The following is a 26423-nucleotide window of genomic DNA, read 5'->3' on the forward strand; positions in this document are numbered from 1 at the left end:
TAATAATTAATCCTTTTTATTTTTATTGAAATTCAAAATAATAGTTAAATATATATAATACAAAAAACAAAATTATTATTGTTGTATGTAAAGGGCCCGTAGCCTAGCTGGATAGGGCGTCGGACTTCTAATCCGAAGACCCCGGGTTCAAATCCCGGCGGGTCCGCTCTTAATATACTCTTTTTTTCTAAAATATTTTCTTTAAATTTAATTTATAAATAATATGGGCTTGTAGCCTAGTCTGGAAGGGCGTAAGACTCCTAATCTTAAGATCGAGGGTTCAAATCCCTCCAAGTCCGTTTTTTAAAAATCATCCAATGTAATTACATTAGGAGTATCTTTTTTTATTTTATTAAAAGAAATTTGACCATATTTACCCCCACCACCAGGGATAACATCTATTTCATCATTTCTGAATAATTTAATAGCTGAAGCAATATTTGAATCTATTTTTTCAATAGCACTTAAATCAACATTAATTAAAACATCAATTTCTGTATCAAAATTATCAATCAATTTCTTCCATTTACTTTGTACTGTTTTTGTAGTAACTCCTTTACCATAAACAGAAGAAATTATCTCAGCCAAAGGCATTATATGGACATAATTAGGTCTAAAATCAGGATGTTTTGGTTTATCATAGTCTGCAATTTCAGAAATTCTAAAGTCCACACCTTTTTTAATTGTTCCACCACACTCACATTTCATTTTATTCTCACGTGCTATTAAAGGATCAATCAATTTATAACATTTAGTACATGCAGTCATATGATACTTCCCTAAGTTTGGAACCAATCCATAATTAGCTTCAATCTTTCGATGATTAAATGCTTTTTTTATTGAAGAATATGAAATATCTTCTAATTCTATTTGATTAAATTCCCTACCTATTCTATGAGGCCATGGTGAATGCGCATCAGAATTTGTTAAAAATGGAAAATCCTTAAGTTCTGAAATTCTATCTGCCATAAATGTATCAGCAGATAATCCTAATTCAACAAAATCCACCTTTTTCTCATAACAATCATAAATACTATCATAGGATTTATACATACCTGTCCATGGAGTAAATGCGTGGGCAGGACCAATTAAACAATCATAATCCCTAACTAACTCTAAAAGTTCAATACCTGATAAATTTGTCTTTGGTCTTCCATCAAATTTTTTATTTTTAGATGGAACTTTATCTGACAGTTCACGTGCAATATCCAGACTCGGGATAATTATTAAATGATGAATTCTATTTCTTCCTTCAACTTCAGTTGTTAAAACAAAATTCATATCATCATTACTATAAATACCGTCTCCCAAATATGTAGTACTTTCCTCAATAGTATCCAACCAACCAGGATGAAAAGCATCCCCTGTTCCTAAAAGATTCAAACCTTTTAATTTAGACTTAGGAGCCATATTCTTTATTAGCATATCTTTTGATGATGCCATTGAAAAACAACTATGAACGTGAAAATCAGCATTTACTAACATAATTAAATGTTAGAAATTAAAATTATATTTATTTTTCCAATAAATGATGAATATAGAAAAATTTGAGTAAAATAAAAAAAGTAAAAAAATATACTGAAATCATCCAATATATCTTAAATCATCAGCATTTCCAGCATTATTCTTATTTATTAAATCTTGTTCCATTTTTTGAGCTTTAGCAATCATTTGCCTAGTTTCTTCAGCTCTTTCATCTAATTTATCAGTATTAATTTCAAAGTTAAGTAATAATGATAATTTTTTCAAAATAGCTTCAGCAGATTCCGCATCAATGAAATACCCTGGAGTTTCACCCATAAGGCAAACACCTTGAATTCCTTGACGAAGCCCTAAACCTAAAAATAAACCTGAAGCACCAACAATGCCACCATCATTAGATCTGATTTTAATATCGGCTCCTTTTAATATTTCAATATTAGCTTCATCAGTAGCAGCACCATAAACATTAGGATTTTCAACGGGTTGAGGTATAGCCATTCCACCCATAGTGAATATTCTAGTTATTCCATAACCTTTAACAAAATCTAAAATATCTTTACAGATTAAATATTGTCCTTCAGGAGATAAAGCTTGAGTATTACCAACAAGAATAATTAAATCTATTTTGTCTTCACCAACATCTTTTAAATAATACAACTCATTGAGCATATTACCAATTATTCCCTCTTCTTTAATAAGAACTTGAGGTGGAAAAGACGGAGAATAAATTTCAGCGAATTTAGTTGCTCCTAATTCATCAATCATATGATCTGCAGCTAATTTACCAACATGTCCAAGACCAGGTAATGCTTCAATGAAAATAGGATTATCTAGTTCAATTTCTTCTTCTAAAATTTTAATTTCAGCAGCATTCACGGACATTACTCCTTCATTGATTCTTTTTTCAAAATACGACGATATTTACCATATTTATCCTCAACTGAAAATTTAGGAGGATAAATAACTTTAAGTTTCCCGCCACATTTTGGGCAGGAATCTTTCAAAGTATAAATTCCACAATCGGGACATTTATTCATTTTCATGTTCATAAGAATCTAATTATTATCTAACTCTCTTAGGAAAGAACCATTACCTTCAGATTCTTCAATAACTGCAATACACCTATCAGCTGCAGCTTTAAGAGCTTTTTCAGCTAATATATAATCAGTAGATTTTACAGTGATTCTGTATCTAGGTGCACCAACACATTGGACTTTAATTTCTTCCCCTTCATCACCATTATCTTCAGCAGCTTTAAGAGCATCAATGATAACTTCAACACCATTTGGTACAAAAGTTTCAATATCAACATAACCACTAATATGGACTTCTGGAGGAGTAATATTTTTCTGAGCTACTTCAGTTATAGCATCAGCCCAATCCTGAGGAATTCCCTCATTAGTAAGAGATTTCGCACCTTCCTCTGAAGCAGTTTCAAAAGCACCATAAACATCACCAAAGATGTCCATAAGCTCATAACCTACCTCATCATAAGCATCATCTAAACTTTTATCTAATGATTTTGCAGATAATTCTAAGAATTTTTCAGCTTTTTGCTCTATTTTCCAATGTTGGATTTTTTTAGTTCTTTGGTCTTCACGAATTCTTTTTAAAGAAGCATCAACATGCCCCTTTTTAGGATTAACTCTGAGAACACGACAAACAATTTTTTGATTTTCCCTTACATGATCTCTGATATTTTTAACCCAACCAGAAGACACTTCAGAAATATGAATAAAAGCTTCTTTGCCCTGATATTCTTCTAATTTAGCAAAAGCCCCATAATTAAGAACTTTATAAACAGTACCAACAATAAGTTCTCCTTCATCAGGCCATTCTTGACTTTTTCTTACCATATTCTCACCAACATTAATAAAAAATTAAAAAAAAGTAAAAAATAAGTTCAAACTAGGAAAATCTAGTTTAAAACTTTTTCAATGTGTGCAGTGATTTTAGCTTTAGCACCGCGAGATTTGACAAGAGTTTTACCACAAATGATACATTTTACATCAGATGCAGCACGATCGAATATTACTTGCTCATTGTCACAATCTAAACATTTAACTTTTAAAAAGTTTCCTCTACCATTACTAACCATGTTAATCACCTATTTAGCTACAAATTCAGGTTTTCCTGTTCTGAAAGATTGTTTAATGTGAGATTTACCGCATTCTTTACATTTGAGTCTTAAATCTAATTTTTTAACAGGTTTGTTTCCAGCAGGTAAAGGCCTTGGGTAACCTCTGTAACCAGCAGTTACACGTCTGAATTGTCTTTGTCCCCAAGTTAATTCACTAGCTTTCCTTTTTTTAGCAGTGTGAACTTCATGTACAGTGTGTCTTTTACAATGAGGACAATAAGTTCTTTTTTCTTTTGGTATTTTCATATTTTCACCGTAATTTAATAAATCATTGTAAATCTATTTATGAATTTATCTAAATCCAATATATGTATTAAAAAACTAGAGATTAAGACTGTATTGTAACGCATCAAGTCTACACACAGCAAAAATCCAAATTATATAAAATATAATTTTTTATTATCACAAATAGATACGATTAATATATCTATTTATTAAATTATTTAAATTTAATGGAAAAAAACAATGTATTAGTTAAATTTTAACTTGACGGCCTTTTCTATTTTTGAAAAATACTTTTGCATTTATCAAAGGTAAAGTTACTAAATCTTGAGGTCTAAATGGCCCATAAATTTTTTCATCAACTCCCACAATAGGATTGATTTCATCAAAAACCAACATAGTAACAAGTTCTGTATCCTTAGCTAATTTCTTAGACTCCAAATCATAAAATTCATCTTGTTCATCAAAAGAATTAGGATTTTCCTCAATACTTTTTTCAGGGACTTTTTTAACTTGAGACTTTTGAATTTGAGCTGGCTTAGGCTCAGTTTTAGGTTTTGATAGTTCGTTTGTTATAACTTTTGCTCTACTAATTTCATCTAAACGATTTAATACCTCATCTTTAGGTTCCCCATCAAGTTTTAAATCTACTGCATTAGGCTTAATTTCACTGGACTTCGGCATTAAAGTATTAGTTTGAGTTTCTTTAGGTTTAACAACTTTATCCTCATCATCAGATAACTTTTCTAAAGAAATATTTCCCCTATGATTTTTTAAAGTATCCAATATAGAAAAATAAAATTTTTCCTCTTCAGGAGTTAAATTAAGTGGAGTAGTATCTATTAAATCAAATTTAGGCTCTCCAGTAAATAGATGATATGACCTATGAATATTTACAACAGCAGCATCAGTAATTTTATGTTCTCTTCTTTCACAAATTTCTGTTGCAATAATTTGAGCTTCTTTAAGCATACCATGAATATTAGAAAATGGATCTCTAATTGCTTCTTTTCTTAACTCATCTAAATACTCATGAATTCTAGCATAAAAATCTTCATCTACACGAGCTAAAGTACTGTTATTACGTTCTTTTTTTTGAATTTTACGCAATTCTTGATAAAACTGATCCACTTAATACCATCTCTAAATCATAAATTAAAAATAAAAAAAGATAAACACAGATGAAAAAGTTTATTCATCTGATTCTAATCTAGGAGCAAGCAAGAAACTGAGTTTACCGTCACCAGTAACCATAGTAAGACTTAAACTTAATGGCATGTCAGTACCTAAACTAATTTCAGCTTCCTCTGAAAATTTGTCTGCTTTAAGCATTTCCCTAATCTTATCTAATGAGAATAAAGCTTTTGCATGTTCCTGAATATTTTCACCATGAAGATATTTAACACTTGCATCTCCGAATTCACCATCTGCAGATGCTATAAAATAATCTTCATCAACTTGGAATGCAATCTTATCTGAGAAAATATCAATATCATTAATACAATCTTTTAAAATTGAGAAACGTACTTTAAATTTAGTTGGATGCTCAAGTTGAGGTGGAGCAGGACTATCATATTCCATATCAATTAATCTAATTTTAAAAGTTCTTGTAGCATCACCCTCGAAAGTAATAATGAAATTACCTTCATCTACAGACATTAAAACTCTATCTTGTGATTTAGCTCTTTTAAGAACTTTCATAAATTCATCAGTATCAATATTGATTTTTTCAGGGACATCACAAACATATTCATCAAATAAACTAGATTTAAGTTCTAAATGTACGAAAGTTATGTGACTGCGGTCTAAGGCATCTAATCTCATGCCCTCACTATCAGTTTGAATCTGTACTTCATCAACAATAGATGAAATAGCATCAAAACTGCTTTTTAAGATATTAGAATCACTTAATTCTGCTTTAAACATAAATAATCCTCTAGTTAATAATGTAATTATATTTATTTTTTATATATAATAAATTTATCTTTTTTAATGAATCATTTATTACAAGCATTTTTCATACTTGAAACATATTCTTTTAAAGCTTCACTGGCATTTTCACCATGCTCTTCAATTATCTTTACAATTGCACTACCAACAATAACTCCATCTGCAATTTTAGAAATATCCTCTGCTTGTTGAGGAGTATTAATACCAAAACCAACAGCTAATGGTAAATTAGTCACCTCCCGAATATCTGCTAAAATAGCATTTAAATCTGTTTTTATTTCACTGCGCATTCCAGTGACTCCTAAAGATGATACAACATAAATAAATCCAGTTGCATCATTAGCAATCATTTTAATTCTTTCACTTGAAGTTGGAGCAATTAATGAAATAACATCCACATCATTTTTAAGAGCAATATCTTTAATTTCATCTTTTTCCTCATATGGTAAATCTGGGGAGATAATTCCATCAACTCCTAATTCACCACATTTCTTAAAGAAATCTTCATAACCATAAAAGAAAACTGGATTTATATAAGTTAAAAATACCAATGGAATATCAGTTTTTTCACGAACTCTTCTAACAATATCAAATACATCATCTGTTGTAGTATCATGTTTTAAAGCACGTACATTTGCATCCTGAATTACAACACCTTCAGCCATAGGATCAGAAAATGGAATACCAATTTCTATTAAATCACATCCTGCTTCTTCCATAGCTAAGATATATTCAACAGTTTTATCAATTGTTGGATCTCCTGCAGTTAAAAATCCTATAAATGCAGTTCCTTTTTTAAATGCATTAGCTATTTTACTCATTTAATTCAACACCCCTATATTCTGCAATTGATCTAACATCCTTGTCTCCTCTCCCTGAAAGACAAATTATTATAATATCATCTTTATCCATTTGTGGAGCTATTTCCATAGCATGGGCAACAGCATGTGCACTTTCAATAGCTGGGATAATTCCTTCCATTTTTGATAAATATTCGAATGCATCAACCGCTTCTTCATCAGTTATAGGAACATATTCTGCTCTACCAATATCCCTTAAATAAGCATGTTCTGGACCAACACCTGGATAATCAAGACCTGCTGAAACTGAATACACTTGTGCAATTTGACCAGAATTACTTTGACTAAATATTGACTTCATTCCATGGAAAATTCCAATTTTACCATTAGTTAGTGCAGCTGCATTATATGGTGTATCAATGCCTTTCCCACCGGCTTCACATCCAATTAATTTAACTTCTTCATCATCAATAAAGTTATAAAAAGCTCCCATAGCATTACTTCCACCACCAACACATGCAACAACAGCAGTTGGAAGTTTTCCTTCTTTTTCTAATATTTGTTCACGTGCCTCAGCACTTATCACTGATTGAAAATCACGAACCATCATTGGAAATGGATGTGGCCCCATAGTTGAACCAATTACATAATTAGTATCATGAACACGAGCAATCCAATCTCTGAATGCATCGTTTACTGCATCTTTTAAAGTTTTAGTTCCAGATTTTACTGAATGAACTTTTGCTCCTAAAAGTTCCATTCTATATACGTTTAGGGCTTGTCTTTTAGTGTCTAATTCACCCATAAACACTTCACATTCCATATCTAAAAGTGCTGCAGCAGTAGCAGTTGCTACACCATGCTGACCCGCACCAGTCTCAGCAATAACCCTTGTTTTTCCCATTTTTTTAGCAAGTAAAACTTGACCTAAAACATTATTAATCTTATGAGCTCCAGTATGGTTTAAATCTTCACGTTTTAAATAAATTTTAGCTCCACCAAGATTTTTTGTCATTCTTTTAGCATAATATAATAAAGATGGACGTCCTGCATACTCCTTTAATAACATGTTGAGCTCTTCTACAAAATCAGGATCATTCATGTAATGATTGTACTGCTCTTCCAAATAAATCAATTCATTCATTAAAGTTTCAGATATGTATTGACCACCATATTCCCCATATCTTCCTTTACTCAATTTACAACCTCCATTATTTCTTTAATTTTAATTTCATCTTTCAATCCATTAGTTTCAAGACTAGAACTTAAATCTATTGCATATGGATTAAATTCTTTTATTGCTTTTTGAATATTTTGACTATTTAATCCACCAGCTAAGAAAAAATCTTTTTTTAAATCGCTTCTTATCCATTGCCAATCAAAGGTTTTCCCGCTTCCTTTGCCACTATCCAACAATAAATAATCTGCCAACGATTTATCATATCTCAATAAATCTGTATCTTGTGACATTTCAATAGCGTTTATAATTTTTAGCTCATGATTAGTTTTTTCTTTTAAATCAATTATATATTCTTCACTTTCATTACCATGAAGTTGGGCAATTTCAATTATACCCTTATTAAACAAATCCAATATCTCATCTTGGGATGCATTGACGAAAACACCAACTGAAGTTATATTAGGATTCAATTTATCTTTTAATTTTTTAGCCAAATCATGCGAAATCTTTCTTTTTGAATCTGCAAAAACAAAACCAATATAATCTGGAACATACTTATTTACAACTTCAATATCTTCCATTCTCTTAATTCCACAAATTTTGATTTTAACCATTTTTTAACTCCGAAATCGTGGACATTTTATCATTGCTTTTCATTAAAGTTTCACCTATTAAAACAGCATCAACATCATTTTCTTTTAATTTACTTACATCTTCTTTTGTTTTAATACCACTTTCTGAAATAAATATGACATCGCCACTTACACATCTACGTAGATTAATACTATTTTCAATATCTACAGTGAAATCTTTTAAGTTTCTATTGTTAACACCAATAATCTCTGCTCCAACAATCATTGCTTTTCTAATTTCATCACCATCATGAGCCTCAACGATAGCTGAAAGCCCTAAATCATGTGCTAAATCTAAATATTTCTTTAATTGAACAATATCCAATATAGAAACAATTAATAATACGGCTGATGCACCTAATAATTTAGCTTCCCAAATCATATACTCATCAACGACGAAATCCTTTCTTAAAATAGGAATAGAAACATTTTGAGCAATTTCACTTAAATAATCATCAGATCCCATAAAAAAGAAAGGTTCTGTTAAAACTGAAATTGCAGAAGCACCAACTTGTTCATAATCTTTTGCAATAGTAATGTAATCAAAATCTTTAGCAATTAATCCTTTAGATGGAGATGCTTTTTTAACCTCAGCAATAATTGACATTCCTTCTTCACTTAAAGCTTTTTTAAAAGGAAAATCTTTAGTTATCTCCATTAATGAAACCTCTTTTTTGATTTCTTCAAGAGGAATTATTTTCTTTGCATCTTCCACTCTTTTTTTAGTTTTTTCAACAATTTCATTTAACATAGTAATCAGCTATTTGTAACTTCAATAAACTTTTCAAGTTGTTTTAATGCTTTTCCAGAATCAATTATTTCAGCTGCAAGGTCAACACCTTCTCTTAAAGATCCAACTTTACCTGCAACATATAATCCAGCAGCAGAATTTAAAAGAACAACATTTCTTCTCGGTCCTTTTTCACCTTTCAATATGGATAATGTGATTTCTGCATTTTCACAAGCATCACCACCAACAAGATCCTCTTTTGATGCTAATTCCATACCAAAGTATTCTGGTGAAATTTCATATGACATTGTTTTACCATCTTTAAGTTCACATACAAATGTTTTATCACTAATTGAAATTTCATCCATTTTATCCATCCCATAAACAGACATTGCAGATGAAACACCTAAATTTTTCAATACATCCATCAAAGGTTCAACAAGTCCTTTTTCATAAACACCTAATACTTGCATTGTAGCTCCAGCAGGATTTGTTAAAGGACCTAAAATATTAAATATTGTCCTGATTGAAAGTTCTTTTCGAACATTAGCTACATATTTCATTGATAAATGATAATTTTGAGCAAATAAAAAACATAAATTTATTTTTTCCAAACATTTTAAACTTTTTTCAGGTTCAATATGAATATTTACTCCTAATTGCTCTAAAACATCTGCAGCACCACATTTACTAGAAGCTGACCTATTTCCATGTTTTGCAACAGGTACTCCTGCTGCAGATATAACAATTGAAGAAGTAGTAGATATATTAAAAGTATTTGAACCATCACCACCAGTTCCAACAATCTCTAAAACTTCCTTATCATTTAATAACCTTACACAATGATCCCTCATAGCCTCAGCAGAAGCAGTGATTTCGTCAATTGTTTCTCCTTTCATAGACATTGCAGTTAGATAAGCACTCATCTGAACTTCACTTGCCTCACCACTCATAATTTCATCCATAGTATGATATGCTTCACTATAAGTTAAATCTTGATTTTTATATACTTTTAAAATAGCTTCTTTAATCATAATATTCTCCTTTTTACTTTTTCTAAAAAATTTTCAATAATAGTTAAACCATCTGGTGTTAATATTGATTCTGGGTGAAATTGAAGTCCATAAACATTGAAATCTTTATGTTTAATCGCCATGACCTCCCCATCATCTTTAGCTTTTGAAATAATTTCCAAGCAATCTGGAAGAGTTTCCTCCATCAAACTTAAAGAATGATACCTCCCAACAGTTATTTCACTTGGTAATTCTTTAAATATGAAATCATAATCAAGAGAAATTTTTGAGGACTTTCCATGCATTAATCTTTTAGCATAAGATACTTTTCCTCCAAATGCAGTACAAATTGCTTGATGACCCAAACAAACACCCATAATAGGTATTTTATCATGAAATTCTTTAACTACATCAATACAAATTCCTGCATCCTCAGGTTTTCCCGGACCTGGAGATAAAATAATTGCATCCGGATTTAAACTTTCAATCTCATCAATTGTTATTTTATCATTTCTATAAACTTTAATATCCCTATTAACTTCACCTATTAATTGATATAAATTATATGAGAAGCTATCATAATTATCAATTAAAATAATCATGAAATTCCTCCATTAGCAATTTTTAAAGCATTAATTACAGCTACTGCTTTATTTAAACATTCATCAAATTCTTTGTCTGGAACACTATCTGCTACAATTCCTGCTCCTGAACGAATGAAAACTTTATTATTACGAGCAAATGCAATTCTAATAGATATACAAGTATCAATATTTCCACTTAAATCTACATATCCAATAGCTCCACCATATATTCCTCTTTTATTATCTTCAAGCTCATTAATTATTTCACAAGCTCTTAATTTTGGAGCACCGGACAATGTTCCTGCAGGAAGGATAGAATCAATAGCTGAAAGTGAATCTAAATCACTTCTTAATGTTCCACTAACAGTTGAACCTATATGCATTACATGTGAAAATTTCTCAATAGACAAATATTTATCAACACTTACAGAACCAATTTCAGATATTCTTCCAATATCATTACGGCCTAAATCAACTAGCATATTATGCTCAGCTAGCTCTTTTTCATCTCTAAGCAATTCTTCTTCAAACATTAAATCTTCCTCTTCAGTCTTACCACGAGGCCTTGTTCCTGCAAGCGGGAATGTATACAACATATTATCTGTTAGTTTAACTAATGTTTCAGGTGAAGCACCCGCTATTTCAATATCATTACTTGAGAAATAAAACATATAAGGAGAAGGATTAGTTGTTCTTAAGACCCTATATGTATCAAATAGACTTCCAGAAATATCTGCTTCAATCCTATTTGATAAAACAACTTGAAAGATGTCTCCATTATAAATATAATTTTTAGCTTTTTCAACCATTTCACAATACTCCTCACGTGAAAAAACCGGTGAAAATTCTGATTTTAAATTAAGTGGTTGTATTTCTGTTTTTTTACCTGTTTTAATCAAATTTGATATACTTTTTAATTCTTCACATGCTTTATTATAATTTTTTTCCAACTCATCAGTTTTCATGTTAACTATGATAATAATCTTCTGTTTGAAATTATCAAATGCAATAACCTTATCAAATAACATTAAATCAATATCTTTGAATTGATCTTGATTTTCTGCATCTAAATTGAGAGAAGGTTCACAGTATTTAATATAATCATATGCGAAATATCCAACAAATCCTCCTGTAAATGAAGGTAAATAATCAAGCTTTGGAGATTTATTTTTTCTAACTAAATCTTTGATAATACTACCTGGAGAATCACTTTCAATTATTACTTCCTCATCATTTAGTCCATTGAAATCCTTATCACCCCTAATATGTACAATACCATCTTGACAAGTGACTTCCAAAAGTGGATTGAATCCTAAAAAACTATATCTTCCCCATTTTTTTGAATCCTCAACACTTTCTAACATGTAAGTATGATTACTAATACCCTTTAAAATTCTTAAAACTTCTATAGGAGTGGCAATATCTGAAAATAATTCATAAGATATTGGAATCCTTTTATATTCTTTATTTTTTCCTATTTCTTTTACTTCTTCTAAACTAGGGGAAAACATATTATCACATATATTTAATTCTCATAATACATTATATATAATGTACTATTTAAATCCTTGTTGTAATAAAATGTACATTACATTATATATTTAAAAAAAATTAATCTAATTTGTCCTGTTCTCGACTAAATTGAATTACAATTTTTTTGATTTCCCTACTTTCCAAATATGGAATTTTTTCTGTAATTTCTTTTTCTAAATCACGATTTAATTGAAGCCTTTTTTGAGAGTACTCTTCACCTTCAAAATCTCTACGATATTGTCTGTTAAGATTTGAATATTTAGTAATCAATGGTTGAAGAATAGAACCAATATCTTTTTCCAATCTATCATTTTTAATTTTTTGTTCTCTAATTCCAGCAACAAAACCTAAAACAGTTATGGCAAACCCTAAAACAGTTACAGTTAATGCAGGAACAAAAAGTTTATCATCACCTATAAAAGCTACTGTAACAAAAATTCCAACAAATATTAAAAAAATACCTATTTTTTTTAAATCCATATTAAAACTCCTTAAAATATTCTATAATTTATTAATATTTAATATATTCCATTGCTCTTTAATTTGAATTAAAAGTACAATAGCTGAAATGATTGCTAAAATTGACATTATCAACATAACAATCTGATTTGTAAATAATACATTACCTACATCAAAGAAAACAATACTTTCCGCAATGAGATTATTTAAAAAGTGTGCAAAAACTGGAACTAGAATATTATCCGTTTTTAAATACAAAATAGTCATACAAATAGCAAAAATAAATGCAGATATAATACTTCCAAAGCTATGTAGAGCAGCAAATAAAACAGATGAAATCAATATTGAAAAAGTCATGGGTAGAATTAACTTTAATCTATTTAACAAAACTCCTCTAAAAATCAATTCTTCAGAAACTGGTGAAATAAAAACTACCATTACAAATCCATAGAAAGTAAACAAATTGATATGTACTGTAGACATGACAAAGGACTTTAAAGCTGGGAAAACTCCTAAAATAAAGTTTGCTAAATAAAGCAACCCATAAGAAATAAAAATATTCAATATTACAACAATGAAAATAGTTTTTAACGAGTGCATTGTGAAGACTTTTAAAAAATCTTTCCTAAAACTTGAAAAGGAACTCCTAAGCTTAAAAATAAAGTAACAAATCACAAAAATATAAATTAAGTTAAAATTAAAATTAACTAAATTTAATAAAACTAACAAAGCCTCGATGATAAAACTTAAAAGAATAACAATTGATAAGTCTTTTAATGAAATAAGTTTAAGTTTTTCGTTGAATGAAGACATAATATCAAAGTTAAAATTTTTTAAAGAATAAATTAAATACAAAAACAATCTAATTCTATTAACATTCTTCACTAAAAATAAAATCCCAATAGCATTTACTCAATAAATAATAAGGGATATAAGTGTTTTATTGTATGATGAATTACATCAACAACAATATGTTACTAAATCCTGCTTTTCTTTGCACATTATTTTTGTTTCAAATTATACTGAAACATTAACAATATTTATTATTTTTTTCTAAATAAAACATATATAAATGTTTTGTAACTAAATACCTAATATTATAATAGTATTAAAGTAAAATATTATATTGTTATTCATAATTATGTGAGATGATAAAATGGCTATACATCCTATTGAATTTAGATATGGGACTCCTGAAATGAAAAAAATTTGGGAAGAAGAAAATAAATTACAAAAAATGTTAGATGTTGAATCAGCATTAGCTCAAGCTGAAGGTAAACTTGGAATTATACCTCAAGAAGTAGCTGATGAAATTTCAGCAAAAGCTAGCACAAAATACGTTAAATTAGCAAGAATGAAAGAAATTGAAGCAGCAACTAATCATGATATTGCAGCATTATCAAAATCAATTACAGAAGTTTGTGAAAATGGTGCTGGAGAATATGTGCACTTTGGAGCAACATCTAATGATATTGTTGACAGTTCAAATTCATTATTAATCAAAGATTCAATTATTGTATTGAAAGAAAAATTAGAAAGATTAACTAAAATCATGCTAGATTTAGCAAGTGAAAACAAAATGAAAGTATGTATTGGGCGTACTCACGGACAACACGCTCTACCAACAACTTACGGAATGAAATTTGCTTTATGGGCAGATGAACTTCATAGACAATACGACAGATTAGAACATGCTGAATCAAATGTATGTGTTGGAATGATGGATGGAGCAGTAGGTACTACCGCAGCATTAGGTGAACAAGGTTGGGAAATTCATAAAACTGTTGCAGAAATCTTAGGTTTACCTGCAGCAACTATTACTAACCAAGTTGTTCAAAGAGACAATCATGTAGAATTCATTAGTGTATTAGCCAATATTGCAAGTACTTTAGATAAAATTGGGCTTGAAATCAGAAGCTTACAAAGAACTGAAATTATGGAATTAGGCGAATACTTCGATCCGGAAAAACAAGTTGGAAGTAGTACTATGCCTCATAAAATGAATCCTATTACTGCTGAGAGAATTTGTGGTGTTGCAAGAATTGTTAAATCTTACGTAAACGCAGCATTAGACAACAATCCACTTTGGCACGAAAGAGATTTAACCAATTCTTCTTGTGAAAGAATAATGTTCCCAGAAAGCTGTATTTTAACCGATTACATTTTAAACTTAACAATTAAATTAATGAGCAATCTCGTATTCTACGATGAAAACATCGAAAGAAACTTAAACTTCACCCATGGTTTAATTATGGCTGAAAGATTGATGGCAGAACTTACCCGTGCAGGAATGGGAAAACAAACTGCTTATGGAATTGTAAGAAAAAATGCTATTAAAGCTAACAAAGAAAAATTATTACTTGGTGAATTAATCTTAGAAGACGAAGAAGTTAAAAAATACTTAACTCAAGAAGATGTCGATAAAATAATGGATCCACACACATATACTGGATCTATACCTACCATTATTGATGAATTAATTGAAAAATCACAAGGATGGTTTTAAAATTAAAAAAAATAGAATTAATTGATTTAAATCAATTAATTTTAATTATTACTTTTTCTTTTTATCTCAGGAACATATCTCTTAAGCATTAATGAAAGAGATATAACTGTTACAGAACTCATTGCCATTGCAAGACCAGCTAATGCCGGTTCAAATGTTATACCAAATGCAGGATATAAGACTCCCGCAGCAATAGGAATCAATACTGAATTATATGCAAATGCCCAAAATATATTTTCCTTAATTCTACGCATTACCTTTTTAGAGAACTGAATAGCTGCAACAACATTTTCTAAATCCCCTTCCATAACAACAATATCACCACTTTCCATAGCAATATCAGTACCATTACCCATAGCTACACCAATATCTGCTTGTGTAAGTGCGGGAGCATCATTAATACCATCTCCAACAAATAAAACTTTTTTAGTATTATTTGCTTGGACTTCTTTAATAATTTCTAATTTATTTTCAGGAAGAACACTTGCTTTTACGTTGTCAATACCAACTTCGCGAGCTACATTTAATGCTGTAGACTCATTATCTCCAGTTAACATATAAGTTTCAACACCCATTTTGTGCAATTCATCAATTGTTCTTTTGGATGTTGATTTAATCTTATCAGACAAGCTTAAGAAACCTTTAACAGTTTTTTCTTCAGCTAAGAATATAATTGTTTTAGATAATTTCTCAAGTTCATGATACTTATCAATTAATTCAGATGAAACTTCAACATTTTCCATTTCCATTAACGCTAAATTACCTGCAAGGACTTCTTTAGAATTAAGTTCAGATTTTAAACCTTTACCAGTAACATTTTCAAAACTAGAAGTCTGATCTAATTCAATATTCATTTCTTTTGATTTATTTACAATAGCTTTAGCAATAGGGTGAGTTGAATTTTGCTCAACACTTGCCTCAAGCTTAATTAATTCATCATATGAACAATTATAAGTAATGATATCATCAACTTCAGGTTTTCCTTCTGTTATAGTACCAGTTTTATCAAATGCAGCAACGTCAATTTGACCAGCATTTTCTAAAGTATCTCCATTTTTAATCAAAATTCCGTATTCTGCAGCTCTACCAACACCTACTGTGACTGCTGTTGGAGTCGCAAGCCCTAAAGCACATGGACATGCCACTACTAAAATAGAAATTAAGCAAGTTAATGAGAATAACAATGTTGCTCCAAGTAAATAATACCAAATTAAGAATACAACAATAGCTATTGTTAAAATAACTGGAATAAAATAAGATACAATTGTGTTAGCAAATTTTTGAACTGGTGGCCTTGAAGATTGTGCTTTCTCAACTAAACGAATAATATTTGAAAGTACTGTCTCTTTTCCAATTTTTTTAGCTCTAACATGCAATACACCCTCTTGATTAATAGTTCCCGCAAAAACTTCTTCACCATCTTTTTTTACTTTAGGAATTGGTTCACCATTAATCATAGATTCATCTACATAAGATTCTCCTCCGACAACATCTCCATCGACAGGAATCTTTTCACCAGGTTTTACAAGTAACAAATCATCCAATATAATATCCTCAATAGCCACTTCCTTTTGAGATTTGATTTCACCATTTTCATCGACTTCAATTGCTGTTGCAACAGTCGGTTGAAGACCAATTAATTCACGAATTGAATCAGAAGTCCTTTTCTTAGCTCTTGCTTCCAAATATCTTCCAATCATTAAAAATGAAGGAAGCATTACAGCAGAATCATAAAACATAAATGTATGATTTAAAACAATGCCAAAAGTTCCAAGAATACTTGAAACATAAGCAACTAGAATACCCATTGAATACATTACATCCATATTCAAGTTTTTATGGATTAATCCATTCCATCCTGCTTTTAAAATAGGTAAAGAAATATATATGAACGGTGCAATACTTACAATCAATGAAAGTAATCCCATTGAAGAAATATGAATGCCACTAGAATGATTAAAACCTTCAATAACACCCATTAAAGGATCCCATCCACTAAACATTAAAATCATCAAAATAACTGAAAAGATTAAACCTACAACAATTCTAGTGAGTTTATCTTTTAAATCCTTTTGATAAATTGCCTCTTCATCTATTTCGGTTTGACCTTCAATACCCAAAAGTTCAAAACCTAAAGATTCAATTACTTTTTCTATTTCATCCATGTCTACTTTTGAAGAGTCATATCTTATTTTAGCAGACTGAGAAGTTAAATCTGCTTTAACATCAAAAATTCCATCTAATCTGATTAAAAAATTCTCAACATTCATTGTACATGATGCACAATGCATACCTTGAATTCTTAGAGTCATTTCATCAGAATGCAATTCAAATCCTAAATTTTTAACTAATTTTTCAATTTTTTCATAAGAAATTTTTTTAGGATTAACAGTTATATGGAGTTTATTCGCAGCTAAATCAGCATCAACTTCTTCTACACCATCTATTTTTTTAAAAGTTTTATTAACACTTAAAACACAGGATGCACAGTGCATTCCTTCTATTGGTAAATCCATGCTTTTGAGTTTTGCTATATTATCACGCTCATTACCATAGTTATAACTAACATTTATATTTAATATTAAAAATAATTTGCTTTAATGTTTTAAGGAAGTAATTTTCTAAACTAGGATAAAACCCATCTCTAAAAAAGAAATCATAATTAATCTACAGGTTTAAGAAAAACACCACTTATTAAAAAAAGTTAAAAATATGAGTTATATATTAATCAGTTTTTTACTATAATCCCATCTTGGATTACTTTTAAAATATTATCATTATTCCTTAAAATAGAAACATCATCTAAAGGATTTGAATTAACTAGAATTAAATCTGCAATGAAATTTTCTTTAATTTCACCTAAATTATCATATCCTAAAAATTCAGCTGATTTAACAGTTCCACTAGCTATTGCTTCTGAATTACTCATTCCAATATTAGTCAAATGAATTAATTCTTCTAGGTTATGCCCATGAGGAATAACCCCACTATCAGTACCCATTAGAATATTTACACCTTGTTCATATGCAACAGAAATGTTTTCCTTGTGAACTTTAACTATCTCTTTTAATTTAGCTGTTTTTTCACTTGCATAATTATCCCATGCAGGAAATCCATTTTCATATAAAAATTGATGAACCAAAAGTGTTGGAACCAAACTAACATTATTTTTTACCATTTTCAAAGAAGTATTTTTATCAATGAATGTCCCATGTTCAATTGATGAAAAACCTGCATCAATACAATTATTCATTCCTTTTAAACTATGACAATGAGCTGAAACTTTCATATTAGTTGATTTAGCTTCTTTTACTATAGTTTTAAGTTCTTTTTTATTAAACTGATGAAAATCAGGAGAAGTATTAGTTGTTAAAACTCCACCACTACACATTACTTTTATGAAATCCGCACCAGCTCTTTTCATCTCACGAGTCTTTTTTAGGACTTCTTCTACACCATCACATCTTCCTTTAGGAAATCCTGGATACATTATCTCCATATCCCAACCAGATGGTAAAAATAAATCAAAATGCCCACCAGTCATTACAAGAGGTGCAACAGATAAATGAACCTTAGGAGCTATAAATAATTTCCTTTGCTGAGCTAATTTAAAACCTAAATCAGCAGATCCACAATCTCTAATTGTTGTAATTCCAGCATTAACTGTTTGTAATGAATGGGGAACCGCATTATAAAAATGAATTCCTAAAGGATTTACCATATTCTCTTCTTTATGAAATCCTTTTGCAAATATATGTGTATGGCAGTCAATAAACCCCGGGAGTAAATAATTATCATTCCCATCTATTACATTCACACTATTTTTTGTAGATATTTTAGATGAAGAAATTTCTTTGATTAAATTACCTTCAATCAAAACATTTTGATGAGTTTTTACACCCTCTTGAGAGTTAATAACATTTACATTTTTAATTAAAGTTTGCATATGCTCACTTATAATATTTCAATAGTTCCGTTATCCCCATCAACTTCAACCAATATTCCATTTGTTAATTCTTTAGTTTGACTAGGTGAATCGACCATTGGAATATCAGACATAATAGCACCAGTTGCTATAATTGGTTCAGCATTAAGACAAATAATAGCATTTGGAGCAGTATTATTCTTCATCATTTGGAAAATAACATAAGAACCAACAGTAGATCCTTTACCACCAGGAATAAATAAAACCTTATCTTTAATACATTCTCCTTTTAATTCATGAGTAGGGTCAATTATTACACCAGTTTCAGGATCAACACCACCAAGAAAACTAATAGGTTCAGATGAAACAATTAGCTCTCCTTTTCCTTTTCCCTTTGAAATATTTCTACATTCAATCATACAAATCACCTAAATAACATCTTTTTTCATTATTTCTCTTAAAACAGCAGTAGCATATGAACCTTTATCAATTGAAAATTCACATAAAACACCATCATCAGTCGGAATAGCTGATGCATCCCATACCTGGAACCTCATAGATCTTCTAAGTCCATGACTTCCTAAACGTGGCATTTTTGGAACTTCAAAATCGGCTTTTGTAATATTATAATTTGTTAAAATACTCTCTTCCATTTCTCCAACAGCTCCTCCAGCAAAAGGAACTTTTGTACCGTATAATGGACAAGTTGGACTAGCTTCAAAATTATCAATCAATTCCTGGAACTCTTCGGGAGTTTTATCGCGAACAATATGTTCTTCTTTATCAATTATAATATCTCCTTCAATATATTTGTTCATTCCCATTTCTATTCTTTTACTTACGGCTTCATTGAATAAGTAAGATTGATAAGCATGAACAAACATTCTCTGAAGAGGCTTTGGAAGAGCATGTAATGCATTCATATATGATTTATCGGTTAATTCACCTTTTTTGGAATCTCTAATTAATTCTTTTAGCATCATTTTTTCATAACGCATTCCTTTACCCATTAAATTAAGGGATTCTTCAAGGTTTCCATCGTCAAATGCTTGCCTTGCAGCATAATTCTCACTAGATTCATCATTTTGAGGATTACCAATGTAAACACTAACTGCTTTTTCTAGATTATTTTCAACAAGAGCTTCTCCAACTAAATGAGTTATTGTTCTAGGTTTTCCAAACCTTTGCCATCCGAAATAATTAGGAACACCAGTTTTTTGAAGATTTTCTAAGACTTCATTTGCAACATCTGCACTTTTTTCAATATCATCCAAGTCTTTAACAAGAATTCTGAATTTATTTCCTCTAAGTTGACCCATTCTAAGTTTTTTACGGCCACGAACAACTTTTAAAAAATCAGTTTTATAAATATCTAAGTTTTCAACCTGTTTAAGCTGTTCCTCTGAATCCATATTTGCAATACAAATCCATTGACGAGTAATAGCTTTTTTATCTTTCATTCCAGCAAAGCCCATTCTTTTTCTTGAAATATGCAAATCACGAGCAATATCTAAAACAACATCAAGTGTAGTTCTTCCCAATTTCTCAATCCACACATAAACATTAGGACCCTCGCCTTCAGGAATGATTTCAGGAATTTCTTCAACATAAAAATCTTCATATTGGTTTCTAATTGTTCCACCAATACCCTTTTGAGCTGTAACATAAGTATTAGCATTTAACATAATAATCACGGAAATAATAGTGCCCTGGCCGGGATTTGAACCCGGGGAATGGGATCCGCAGTCCCATGTGTTATCCAAACTACACCACCAGGGCAAATAAAATAAGATAACATATAATTATATGATTTTAATAGTATTTAAAGTTTAATAACTCATCACCATACAGACAATGTATAAGAATATTCACCATAATTCCTTGTTGCTGTTGAAACTTTAATAGCTTTTGAATAGTCACCAGAGACAGCTAATATTTTTTCATTTAAAACATTATTCTCACTAAATCTATAATTTGTAAGATTAAAACTTGTAAACTTATTTTCACAAATTTTTGAAACTTCCCTAATTGAGTCTTTTGAATTCTTATTATCCTCCAATATTTTAGAAATATCTCCAAGAAAAGTCCTATCTGTAAAATCTATTTTTCCACTTAGAATTTCCATAATATCTTGAGCTGTTCTGATTTCATGAGAATCATAAGAATAATCAGGATTTTGAATAGATATCGTAGTATTTACTACTAAAAATACCATTAAAATTAGAATCACTGCTAGAACAGCATCAATTATATAAAAATATCCTTTTTCATCTAACATAAATGAAAGTAGAATTTTAAAATATTAAAAAAATAGTAAAGTGTGCAAAAATTAATTTGCACGAATGTGATTAATCACTTTTTCTTTTTTAGCAATAGCTGCATCAGAAGCCCTTTGAACTTTTTCTTTCATTTCCTCAAAGTCTTCAGGAGTTGTGTCACCAACTAATTTTTTAATTTTAGTGTAAGCTGCTTCCCTAAACAATGGAACAAGTTTTTCCTCAGAAGAATCCTCTTTAATTAATATTGGTTCACTTGAAGTATTAACTTCCCCAATTTCAGATATAGCCACATCATATTTTCCAACAGCCTTTTTAATATCTCCCACAATTTCCGGAGGAGCAATTAACATTAAAGAATCAGTTGAAACTCCTAATGGATCTATGTTTAATGTTTCAAGCATATTTAATACATTTGGAGCAACCATTTGCCTAATTTCTTTTTCATAGAATTCTAATCCAACACCAGTAGTATTAGATATCTCATGAGCATCTCCTCTAAGACCACCATTAGTTACATCAGTCATAGCATGAATATCTTTTACAAGATCTGCTTCAAATAATGCATGAGAAGCTTGAACAAAATTCACGTTCATAGTATCCCATACAACATCAAAGAAACCATTATACAATGCAGTAGTTGTGATTGTTCCACCACCAGAACCTTCGGTTAAAAGAATCACATCTCCATCAGTTGCTCCTTTTCTTGCTGTAGGTGGGTAATTTGATACACCAACACTTCCAACTGCTGAAACAAACCTATCACCTAAAACCATATCCCCACCAACACGCAGAGTACTTCCAGCAACGATTGGAACATCAACAAGTTCTGAAACTGCTGCAACACCTGCTGTAAAGTCAAAGATTTTAGCTACATCCCCATCATCTGCCAAGTGAACATCACTTAATATAGCAACTGGATCTGCTCCCATTACACAAACATCCCTAAGAGTTGCCCTAGTTACATGAAAACCTCCTAAAAATGGATATTCGCTTAAACGTGAGTGAATTCCATCAACAGCTGTTGTAATATATACTTCATCATTATTTACTTTTGCTTTAACAACACCACCATCATCTTGTTCTGATGGATTTACTAATGATGCAGTGTTTGTTGAGGATACAATTTCTGCGATTTTTCTGTGAACAAAGAAATCACCTGCGCCACGAGATCCAACTCCCATTTCACCCATTAAAACATCTGCTTTGTTAACATCAACTACCTCTTTTAAAAACTCATCATCACTTTCTTGTAATTTAAGAGTTGTTGAAACTTCATCAATAACAGCTTTTGCCATTTCAACGGAGTTTTCTTCTGAAATTTTCTTATATTCTCTAATTCTTACAGCTAAAATATCTGCTAAATCATCATAATCATAATCATCAATTCTATTCCTTACAAATCCTTCAATATCCATTATTATAACTCCAAATTAGTAAAATTCTTTAAAATCTTAAGCCCTGCTACACCACTTTTTTCTGGATGGAATTGTGTTGAAAATAAGTTATTTTGACTTAAACTAGCTACAACTTCTCCACCATAATCACAAACTCCAGCAACAATACTTTCATCATCTGCAATAACATGGTATGAATGTACAAAATAGAAATATTCTCCATCGACTCCATCTAAAATAGGAGAATTATTACATACTTTTAACTTATTCCAACCCATATGAGGTATTTTTATATCTCCAGACAACATTTCAACATGCCCTTTGAATAAATCAAGACCTTTAACACCAACTGCCTCTTCACTTGAACTCATTAAAACTTGCTGACCAAGACAAACTCCTAAAAAGGGTTTATCATCTCTAACATGCTCATGAATCACATCCTCAAAGGGTTTTAAATTTTCCATTGCACTTCCAAATGCTCCTACACCTGGTAAAACAAGGTAATCACTATTAGCAATTACATCCTTATCATCTGTAATTTGAAAATCAGCACCAATTTTTTTAAATCCATTTGAAATACTTTTCAAATTTCCACTTTTATAATCAATAATTGTTATCATTCATCTAACCATCCAATAGCTGATCTAATCATGCCCCCAAAGTCTGAAAATACTATTTCATTAGTACCAAGAGTTTTTGAATGAGCATCAAGCTCAGCAATAACATGACTGTAACCTAAATTCCTTAAAGGTTCTACTAAACGAGGTCCATCAGTTATTGCAACTGATTCAACATCAAAGTCTTCAATTGGAAATGCATGTGGAACACCAAATACAACAACCAAATCTAAATCCTTATCTTTTAAGTATTCAGCTGCAACATTTGCAGTAATTGGATATTCATCAAGTCCACCAGTAATATAATCAATATCCATTGGCAGTTCCTCAATAATATTTCTTGCATGACCCCTAATTCTTTCAAGTCCAATACTCTCATCAAGATTTGCTACAATAATAGGTTTATTGTTAGGATTTATCTTATTATAATCAAAATTAATAATATCTGCAAACAAATAAGATGTTTCTTTTTTGGCATTATGTACAAATGCCACTTTTTTACCATCTTTAATAGCTTGAACTACGATTTTAGCAACATGTTCTTTTGAATCACCAAAATTAGGCTTAATGTACTTACCTTGGGCCATTCCACGTGTTTTTTCAACTTCAGTTGCTTTTTCAAGCATTTCAATTTGTCTATCTGCCTCATCTTGCGGTATAACCCCACAATCTACTGCTGATTCTAAAACCATAATAGCACCAACAGTATTATCACCTTCACCAGATCCACCATGAGATTCTACAGGTATTACTGTACAAGGTAAATCAACATTAGCAATAGCTTCTTTTAAATCTTCACCAATAATCATACTTGCACAGGTACCTACAACACCAATTAATTTTGGATTAAACATGTCATAAGCTTCTTTTAAAGTTTCCTCCAACTTTTCGCCAGCTCCTAAAATAAAATCATTTTCAGCCATTGCAGTTGTTAAGACTCTTACACCATCACTTTCTAAGAGTCTTCCAGTTCTAAAACAACAGCCATTTGGCCCATGCATAATAATAACATCAACATTCATGTCTCTTAAAGTATAAAGAGACGCTGCAATTGGACTTGGTCTTGGATGCATATCTTTTCACCTAAATAATTTAATAAATAATTATTTTAAATTCTTAATTTATATACTTATACAAAGGAGATTAAATTATGAAATTAGATAAAAAAATTTTAGAAGAAAAAATTAGAAAATACCGAGATTCTAAAAGTTGTTCTGAATCAACATTAATGGGACTCTGTGAAACTGCTGAATATCCTATAAGTGAAGTAGAAATGTGTAAAATAGCTTGTGGATTTGCAGGAGGAATGGGAGGAACATTTGATGAAGGAACATGCGGTGCTGTAACTGGTGCTTTAATTGCAAATGGATTAGTTTTAGATAACCCCGATAAAATTAAAGAAAATGCAAAAGAAATTTTTAACTTATTTAAAGACGAATATGGAAGCGTGTGCTGTGGTACAATAACAGACAACGGAAAAGACAAATACCCCTGTGTTGATTGTTGCGTATTTATCGCAAAAAAAGTTGCAGATTTATGGGATGAATAATCCACTTTAGTGAAATTTATCTCCTAATACCCTCTTATTTTAAATTATAACATAAATGCCCAACAGAATAACTAATAAAATAAGATTTAAAACTGTGAATATTATCAAATATCTAATTTTAAATTCATTATACTCACGAACAAGAATTTTATAAGAAATAAGATTCGCCATAGATGCAATAAGAGTTCCAAATCCTCCAATATTAATTCCAACAATAATAGCTTCATAATTATTACTAAATCCACTAAAAAGAATTGCTGTTGGAACATTAGAAATTATCTGAGATGCAACCACGCTCCCTAAAACTTCATTTCCTCCAATCCATTTTGTAAATAATAAATTGAAAAAAGAGATATTTTCCAAATTACCAATTAAAATGAATAATGCGATGAATGTCAAAAGTAAATAATAATCAACACCAAATAAAATCTTTTTAAAGAAATTTTCTCTTACAAATTCCGTTTTATCCATTTTAGATAAAATAATCTTATCCTTTGGAACAAATAATAACACCACTACTAAAAATATAACAGATACAAAAATATAGGGCAATAATAATAAGAAAAATGATACGAATGACAGATTAGAAATTGTATACATTACAATATTGTGAGGAGCTCCAATAGGAAGAACCATACATCCAACATTAGCTGCAATAGTCTGTAAACTAACAGTTAATATTATCAAATCAACACGATTAATCTTTTTTAGTGCTAATATTGAAAATGGTACAAATATAATTAATGAAATATCATTTGTAAGAAATATAGAACTAAAAAAACAAATAAATACCATTACAAAAACAAACCCACGAATATTCTTAATTTTAGTCAATAATTTACGAACCAAAATCTCAAAAACAAACAAATTCTTAAAAATTTCTACAATAACCATCATTACTAAAAGTAAGATTATTGTATTCCAATTAATATACGTAATACTTGGCTTAACAAAAAAACAAGAGATAATAGCTAATATTAAAGATATAGAAAAAACAATTTCTCTTTTAAAAAAAATATAACTCTTTTCTATAAAATTAGTCATAATATTACTCTGCATCTTCATTTAAAGTTTCTAAAAGAAAACTAACTGGTCTAAAACCATCATTGCAAGATACCATTGCAGATTTTTTATTTTTCATCCACCCATCATAAAAATCACTAGCACCACAAGACAATGCTAATACAAAAGGTGAAAGACTTTCCCATGCACTGTCACAAAAATTATCTGGTTTTAACCATCCATTTGCAATAAATACTTGACCCTCTTCGACATCACATTCATGCTCTAGTGGATTTTCATACTCCTCAATTAAATCATCATGTCTAACTTTTCTCATGACTGTAATTTTTACTTTTTTCATAATTATCCCAAATAATCATAAGGCCATTAACTCATTATTTTTAAAATTAATAATTTTTATGAAAA

Annotated in this window: 29 protein-coding genes and 3 tRNA genes; 4 read left to right on the forward strand and 28 right to left on the reverse strand. The window is 30.1% G+C overall.

The annotated features are described in order from the left end of the window. The first annotated feature begins 92 nt into the window (after positions 1-92). Both ACI389_RS03710 and ACI389_RS03715 read left to right on the forward strand, forming a co-directional pair. Positions 93-166, forward strand: a tRNA-Arg gene (locus tag ACI389_RS03710). A 59-nt stretch (positions 167-225) separates the two neighbouring features. After that, positions 226-299 (forward strand) — tRNA-Arg (locus ACI389_RS03715). A 4-nt stretch (positions 300-303) separates the two neighbouring features. On the opposite strand, the gene ACI389_RS03720 is transcribed toward ACI389_RS03715, so the two are convergent. The 17 genes from ACI389_RS03720 to ACI389_RS03800 form a co-directional block, all read right to left on the reverse strand. Next, positions 304-1485, reverse strand: coding sequence for a TIGR00375 family protein (locus ACI389_RS03720; protein ID WP_439780200.1), 1182 nt, complete (start codon positions 1483-1485; stop codon positions 304-306). 99 nt (positions 1486-1584) lie between these two features. After that, a complete protein-coding gene (locus ACI389_RS03725) occupies positions 1585-2364 on the reverse strand; it encodes a proteasome assembly chaperone family protein (RefSeq protein ID WP_439780201.1) in 780 nt (259 codons plus the stop codon). Then, entirely contained in the window at positions 2364-2531 is a 168-nt protein-coding gene (locus ACI389_RS03730; protein ID WP_439780202.1) for an RNA-protein complex protein Nop10, read from the reverse strand. Before ACI389_RS03730 ends, ACI389_RS03725 begins: the two co-directional genes overlap by 1 nt. Before the next feature lie 6 nt (positions 2532-2537). After that, entirely contained in the window at positions 2538-3338 is an 801-nt protein-coding gene (locus ACI389_RS03735) for a translation initiation factor IF-2 subunit alpha (protein WP_439780203.1), read from the reverse strand. Positions 3339-3400: 62 nt separating this feature from the next. Next, positions 3401-3580, reverse strand: a complete 180-nt coding sequence (locus ACI389_RS03740) for a 30S ribosomal protein S27e (protein ID WP_303345555.1) — start codon at positions 3578-3580, stop codon at positions 3401-3403. Positions 3581-3589: 9 nt separating this feature from the next. Then, positions 3590-3868 carry a 50S ribosomal protein L44e gene (locus ACI389_RS03745; protein WP_292739056.1) on the reverse strand — a complete coding sequence of 93 codons (279 nt, stop codon included), beginning with the start codon at positions 3866-3868 and terminating at the stop codon, positions 3590-3592. A 228-nt stretch (positions 3869-4096) separates the two neighbouring features. Further along, complete coding sequence (locus ACI389_RS03750; RefSeq protein ID WP_439780204.1) at positions 4097-4975, reverse strand: DNA replication complex subunit Gins51; 879 nt, start codon at positions 4973-4975, stop codon at positions 4097-4099. Positions 4976-5035: 60 nt separating this feature from the next. Next, positions 5036-5770 (reverse strand): proliferating cell nuclear antigen (pcna), encoded by a 735-nt coding sequence (gene pcn, locus ACI389_RS03755; protein WP_439780205.1) that lies wholly within the window; start codon positions 5768-5770, stop codon positions 5036-5038. A gap of 71 nt (positions 5771-5841) precedes the next feature. Beyond that, the gene (gene trpA / locus ACI389_RS03760; protein ID WP_439780206.1) at positions 5842-6615 is read right to left on the reverse strand and encodes a tryptophan synthase subunit alpha; all 774 of its coding nucleotides are present in this window, start codon (positions 6613-6615) and stop codon (positions 5842-5844) included. Beyond that, on the reverse strand, positions 6608-7792 hold the full coding sequence (gene trpB, locus ACI389_RS03765) for a tryptophan synthase subunit beta (RefSeq protein WP_439780207.1): 1185 nt from the start codon (positions 7790-7792) through the stop codon (positions 6608-6610). Before trpB ends, trpA begins: the two co-directional genes overlap by 8 nt. After that, the gene (locus ACI389_RS03770; RefSeq protein WP_439780208.1) at positions 7789-8388 is read right to left on the reverse strand and encodes a phosphoribosylanthranilate isomerase; all 600 of its coding nucleotides are present in this window, start codon (positions 8386-8388) and stop codon (positions 7789-7791) included. The genes trpB and ACI389_RS03770 overlap by 4 nt, the downstream gene beginning before the upstream one ends. Continuing rightward, the gene (gene trpC / locus ACI389_RS03775; RefSeq protein WP_439780209.1) at positions 8381-9157 is read right to left on the reverse strand and encodes an indole-3-glycerol phosphate synthase TrpC; all 777 of its coding nucleotides are present in this window, start codon (positions 9155-9157) and stop codon (positions 8381-8383) included. Before trpC ends, ACI389_RS03770 begins: the two co-directional genes overlap by 8 nt. A 5-nt stretch (positions 9158-9162) precedes the next feature. Continuing rightward, positions 9163-10170: an anthranilate phosphoribosyltransferase gene (trpD, locus tag ACI389_RS03780; protein ID WP_439780210.1), complete on the reverse strand. Its 1008-nt coding sequence runs from the start codon at positions 10168-10170 to the stop codon at positions 9163-9165. Next, on the reverse strand, positions 10167-10751 hold the full coding sequence (locus ACI389_RS03785) for an anthranilate synthase component II (protein WP_439780211.1): 585 nt from the start codon (positions 10749-10751) through the stop codon (positions 10167-10169). The genes trpD and ACI389_RS03785 overlap by 4 nt, the downstream gene beginning before the upstream one ends. Continuing rightward, a complete protein-coding gene (trpE, locus tag ACI389_RS03790) occupies positions 10748-12244 on the reverse strand; it encodes an anthranilate synthase component I (protein WP_439780212.1) in 1497 nt (498 codons plus the stop codon). Before trpE ends, ACI389_RS03785 begins: the two co-directional genes overlap by 4 nt. Before the next feature lie 100 nt (positions 12245-12344). Continuing rightward, positions 12345-12746, reverse strand: coding sequence for a hypothetical protein (locus ACI389_RS03795; RefSeq protein ID WP_439780213.1), 402 nt, complete (start codon positions 12744-12746; stop codon positions 12345-12347). Positions 12747-12767: 21 nt separating this feature from the next. Then, complete coding sequence (locus tag ACI389_RS03800; RefSeq protein ID WP_439780214.1) at positions 12768-13325, reverse strand: lysostaphin resistance A-like protein; 558 nt, start codon at positions 13323-13325, stop codon at positions 12768-12770. 556 nt (positions 13326-13881) lie between these two features. Here ACI389_RS03800 and purB point away from each other — a divergent pair. Then, positions 13882-15231 carry an adenylosuccinate lyase gene (gene purB, locus ACI389_RS03805; RefSeq protein ID WP_439780215.1) on the forward strand — a complete coding sequence of 450 codons (1350 nt, stop codon included), beginning with the start codon at positions 13882-13884 and terminating at the stop codon, positions 15229-15231. A 41-nt stretch (positions 15232-15272) separates the two neighbouring features. On the opposite strand, the gene ACI389_RS03810 is transcribed toward purB, so the two are convergent. The 9 genes from ACI389_RS03810 to cfbD form a co-directional block, all read right to left on the reverse strand. Continuing rightward, positions 15273-17765 carry a heavy metal translocating P-type ATPase gene (locus tag ACI389_RS03810; protein ID WP_439780440.1) on the reverse strand — a complete coding sequence of 831 codons (2493 nt, stop codon included), beginning with the start codon at positions 17763-17765 and terminating at the stop codon, positions 15273-15275. A gap of 194 nt (positions 17766-17959) precedes the next feature. Further along, entirely contained in the window at positions 17960-19177 is a 1218-nt protein-coding gene (locus ACI389_RS03815) for an amidohydrolase family protein (RefSeq protein ID WP_439780216.1), read from the reverse strand. A gap of 8 nt (positions 19178-19185) precedes the next feature. Further along, positions 19186-19575 carry a DUF126 domain-containing protein gene (locus tag ACI389_RS03820; RefSeq protein WP_439780217.1) on the reverse strand — a complete coding sequence of 130 codons (390 nt, stop codon included), beginning with the start codon at positions 19573-19575 and terminating at the stop codon, positions 19186-19188. A 9-nt stretch (positions 19576-19584) separates the two neighbouring features. Beyond that, positions 19585-20841: a tRNA pseudouridine(13) synthase TruD gene (truD, locus tag ACI389_RS03825; RefSeq protein WP_439780218.1), complete on the reverse strand. Its 1257-nt coding sequence runs from the start codon at positions 20839-20841 to the stop codon at positions 19585-19587. Between the two features lie 20 nt (positions 20842-20861). Then, positions 20862-20935 (reverse strand) — tRNA-Arg (locus ACI389_RS03830). Between the two features lie 61 nt (positions 20936-20996). Beyond that, positions 20997-21434: a hypothetical protein gene (locus ACI389_RS03835; protein ID WP_439780219.1), complete on the reverse strand. Its 438-nt coding sequence runs from the start codon at positions 21432-21434 to the stop codon at positions 20997-20999. Between the two features lie 51 nt (positions 21435-21485). Continuing rightward, the gene (locus ACI389_RS03840) at positions 21486-22850 is read right to left on the reverse strand and encodes an AIR synthase-related protein (protein WP_439780220.1); all 1365 of its coding nucleotides are present in this window, start codon (positions 22848-22850) and stop codon (positions 21486-21488) included. A 2-nt stretch (positions 22851-22852) separates the two neighbouring features. Then, positions 22853-23449, reverse strand: a complete 597-nt coding sequence (gene hisH / locus ACI389_RS03845; protein ID WP_439780221.1) for an imidazole glycerol phosphate synthase subunit HisH — start codon at positions 23447-23449, stop codon at positions 22853-22855. Next, the gene (gene cfbD / locus ACI389_RS03850; RefSeq protein ID WP_439780222.1) at positions 23446-24519 is read right to left on the reverse strand and encodes a Ni-sirohydrochlorin a,c-diamide reductive cyclase catalytic subunit; all 1074 of its coding nucleotides are present in this window, start codon (positions 24517-24519) and stop codon (positions 23446-23448) included. Before cfbD ends, hisH begins: the two co-directional genes overlap by 4 nt. 77 nt (positions 24520-24596) lie before the next feature. Between cfbD and ACI389_RS03855 the strand changes: the two genes are divergently transcribed. After that, complete coding sequence (locus ACI389_RS03855; protein ID WP_439780223.1) at positions 24597-24995, forward strand: C-GCAxxG-C-C family protein; 399 nt, start codon at positions 24597-24599, stop codon at positions 24993-24995. 39 nt (positions 24996-25034) lie between these two features. On the opposite strand, the gene ACI389_RS03860 is transcribed toward ACI389_RS03855, so the two are convergent. Then, a complete protein-coding gene (locus ACI389_RS03860) occupies positions 25035-26060 on the reverse strand; it encodes an SLC13 family permease (protein WP_439780224.1) in 1026 nt (341 codons plus the stop codon). Beyond that, the gene (locus ACI389_RS03865; protein ID WP_439780225.1) at positions 26044-26358 is read right to left on the reverse strand and encodes a TIGR04076 family protein; all 315 of its coding nucleotides are present in this window, start codon (positions 26356-26358) and stop codon (positions 26044-26046) included. Before ACI389_RS03865 ends, ACI389_RS03860 begins: the two co-directional genes overlap by 17 nt. Between the last annotated feature and the right edge of the window lie 65 nt (positions 26359-26423).

Source organism: Methanobrevibacter sp. (assembly GCF_051877095.1).
Lineage (GTDB): Archaea > Methanobacteriota > Methanobacteria > Methanobacteriales > Methanobacteriaceae > Methanocatella.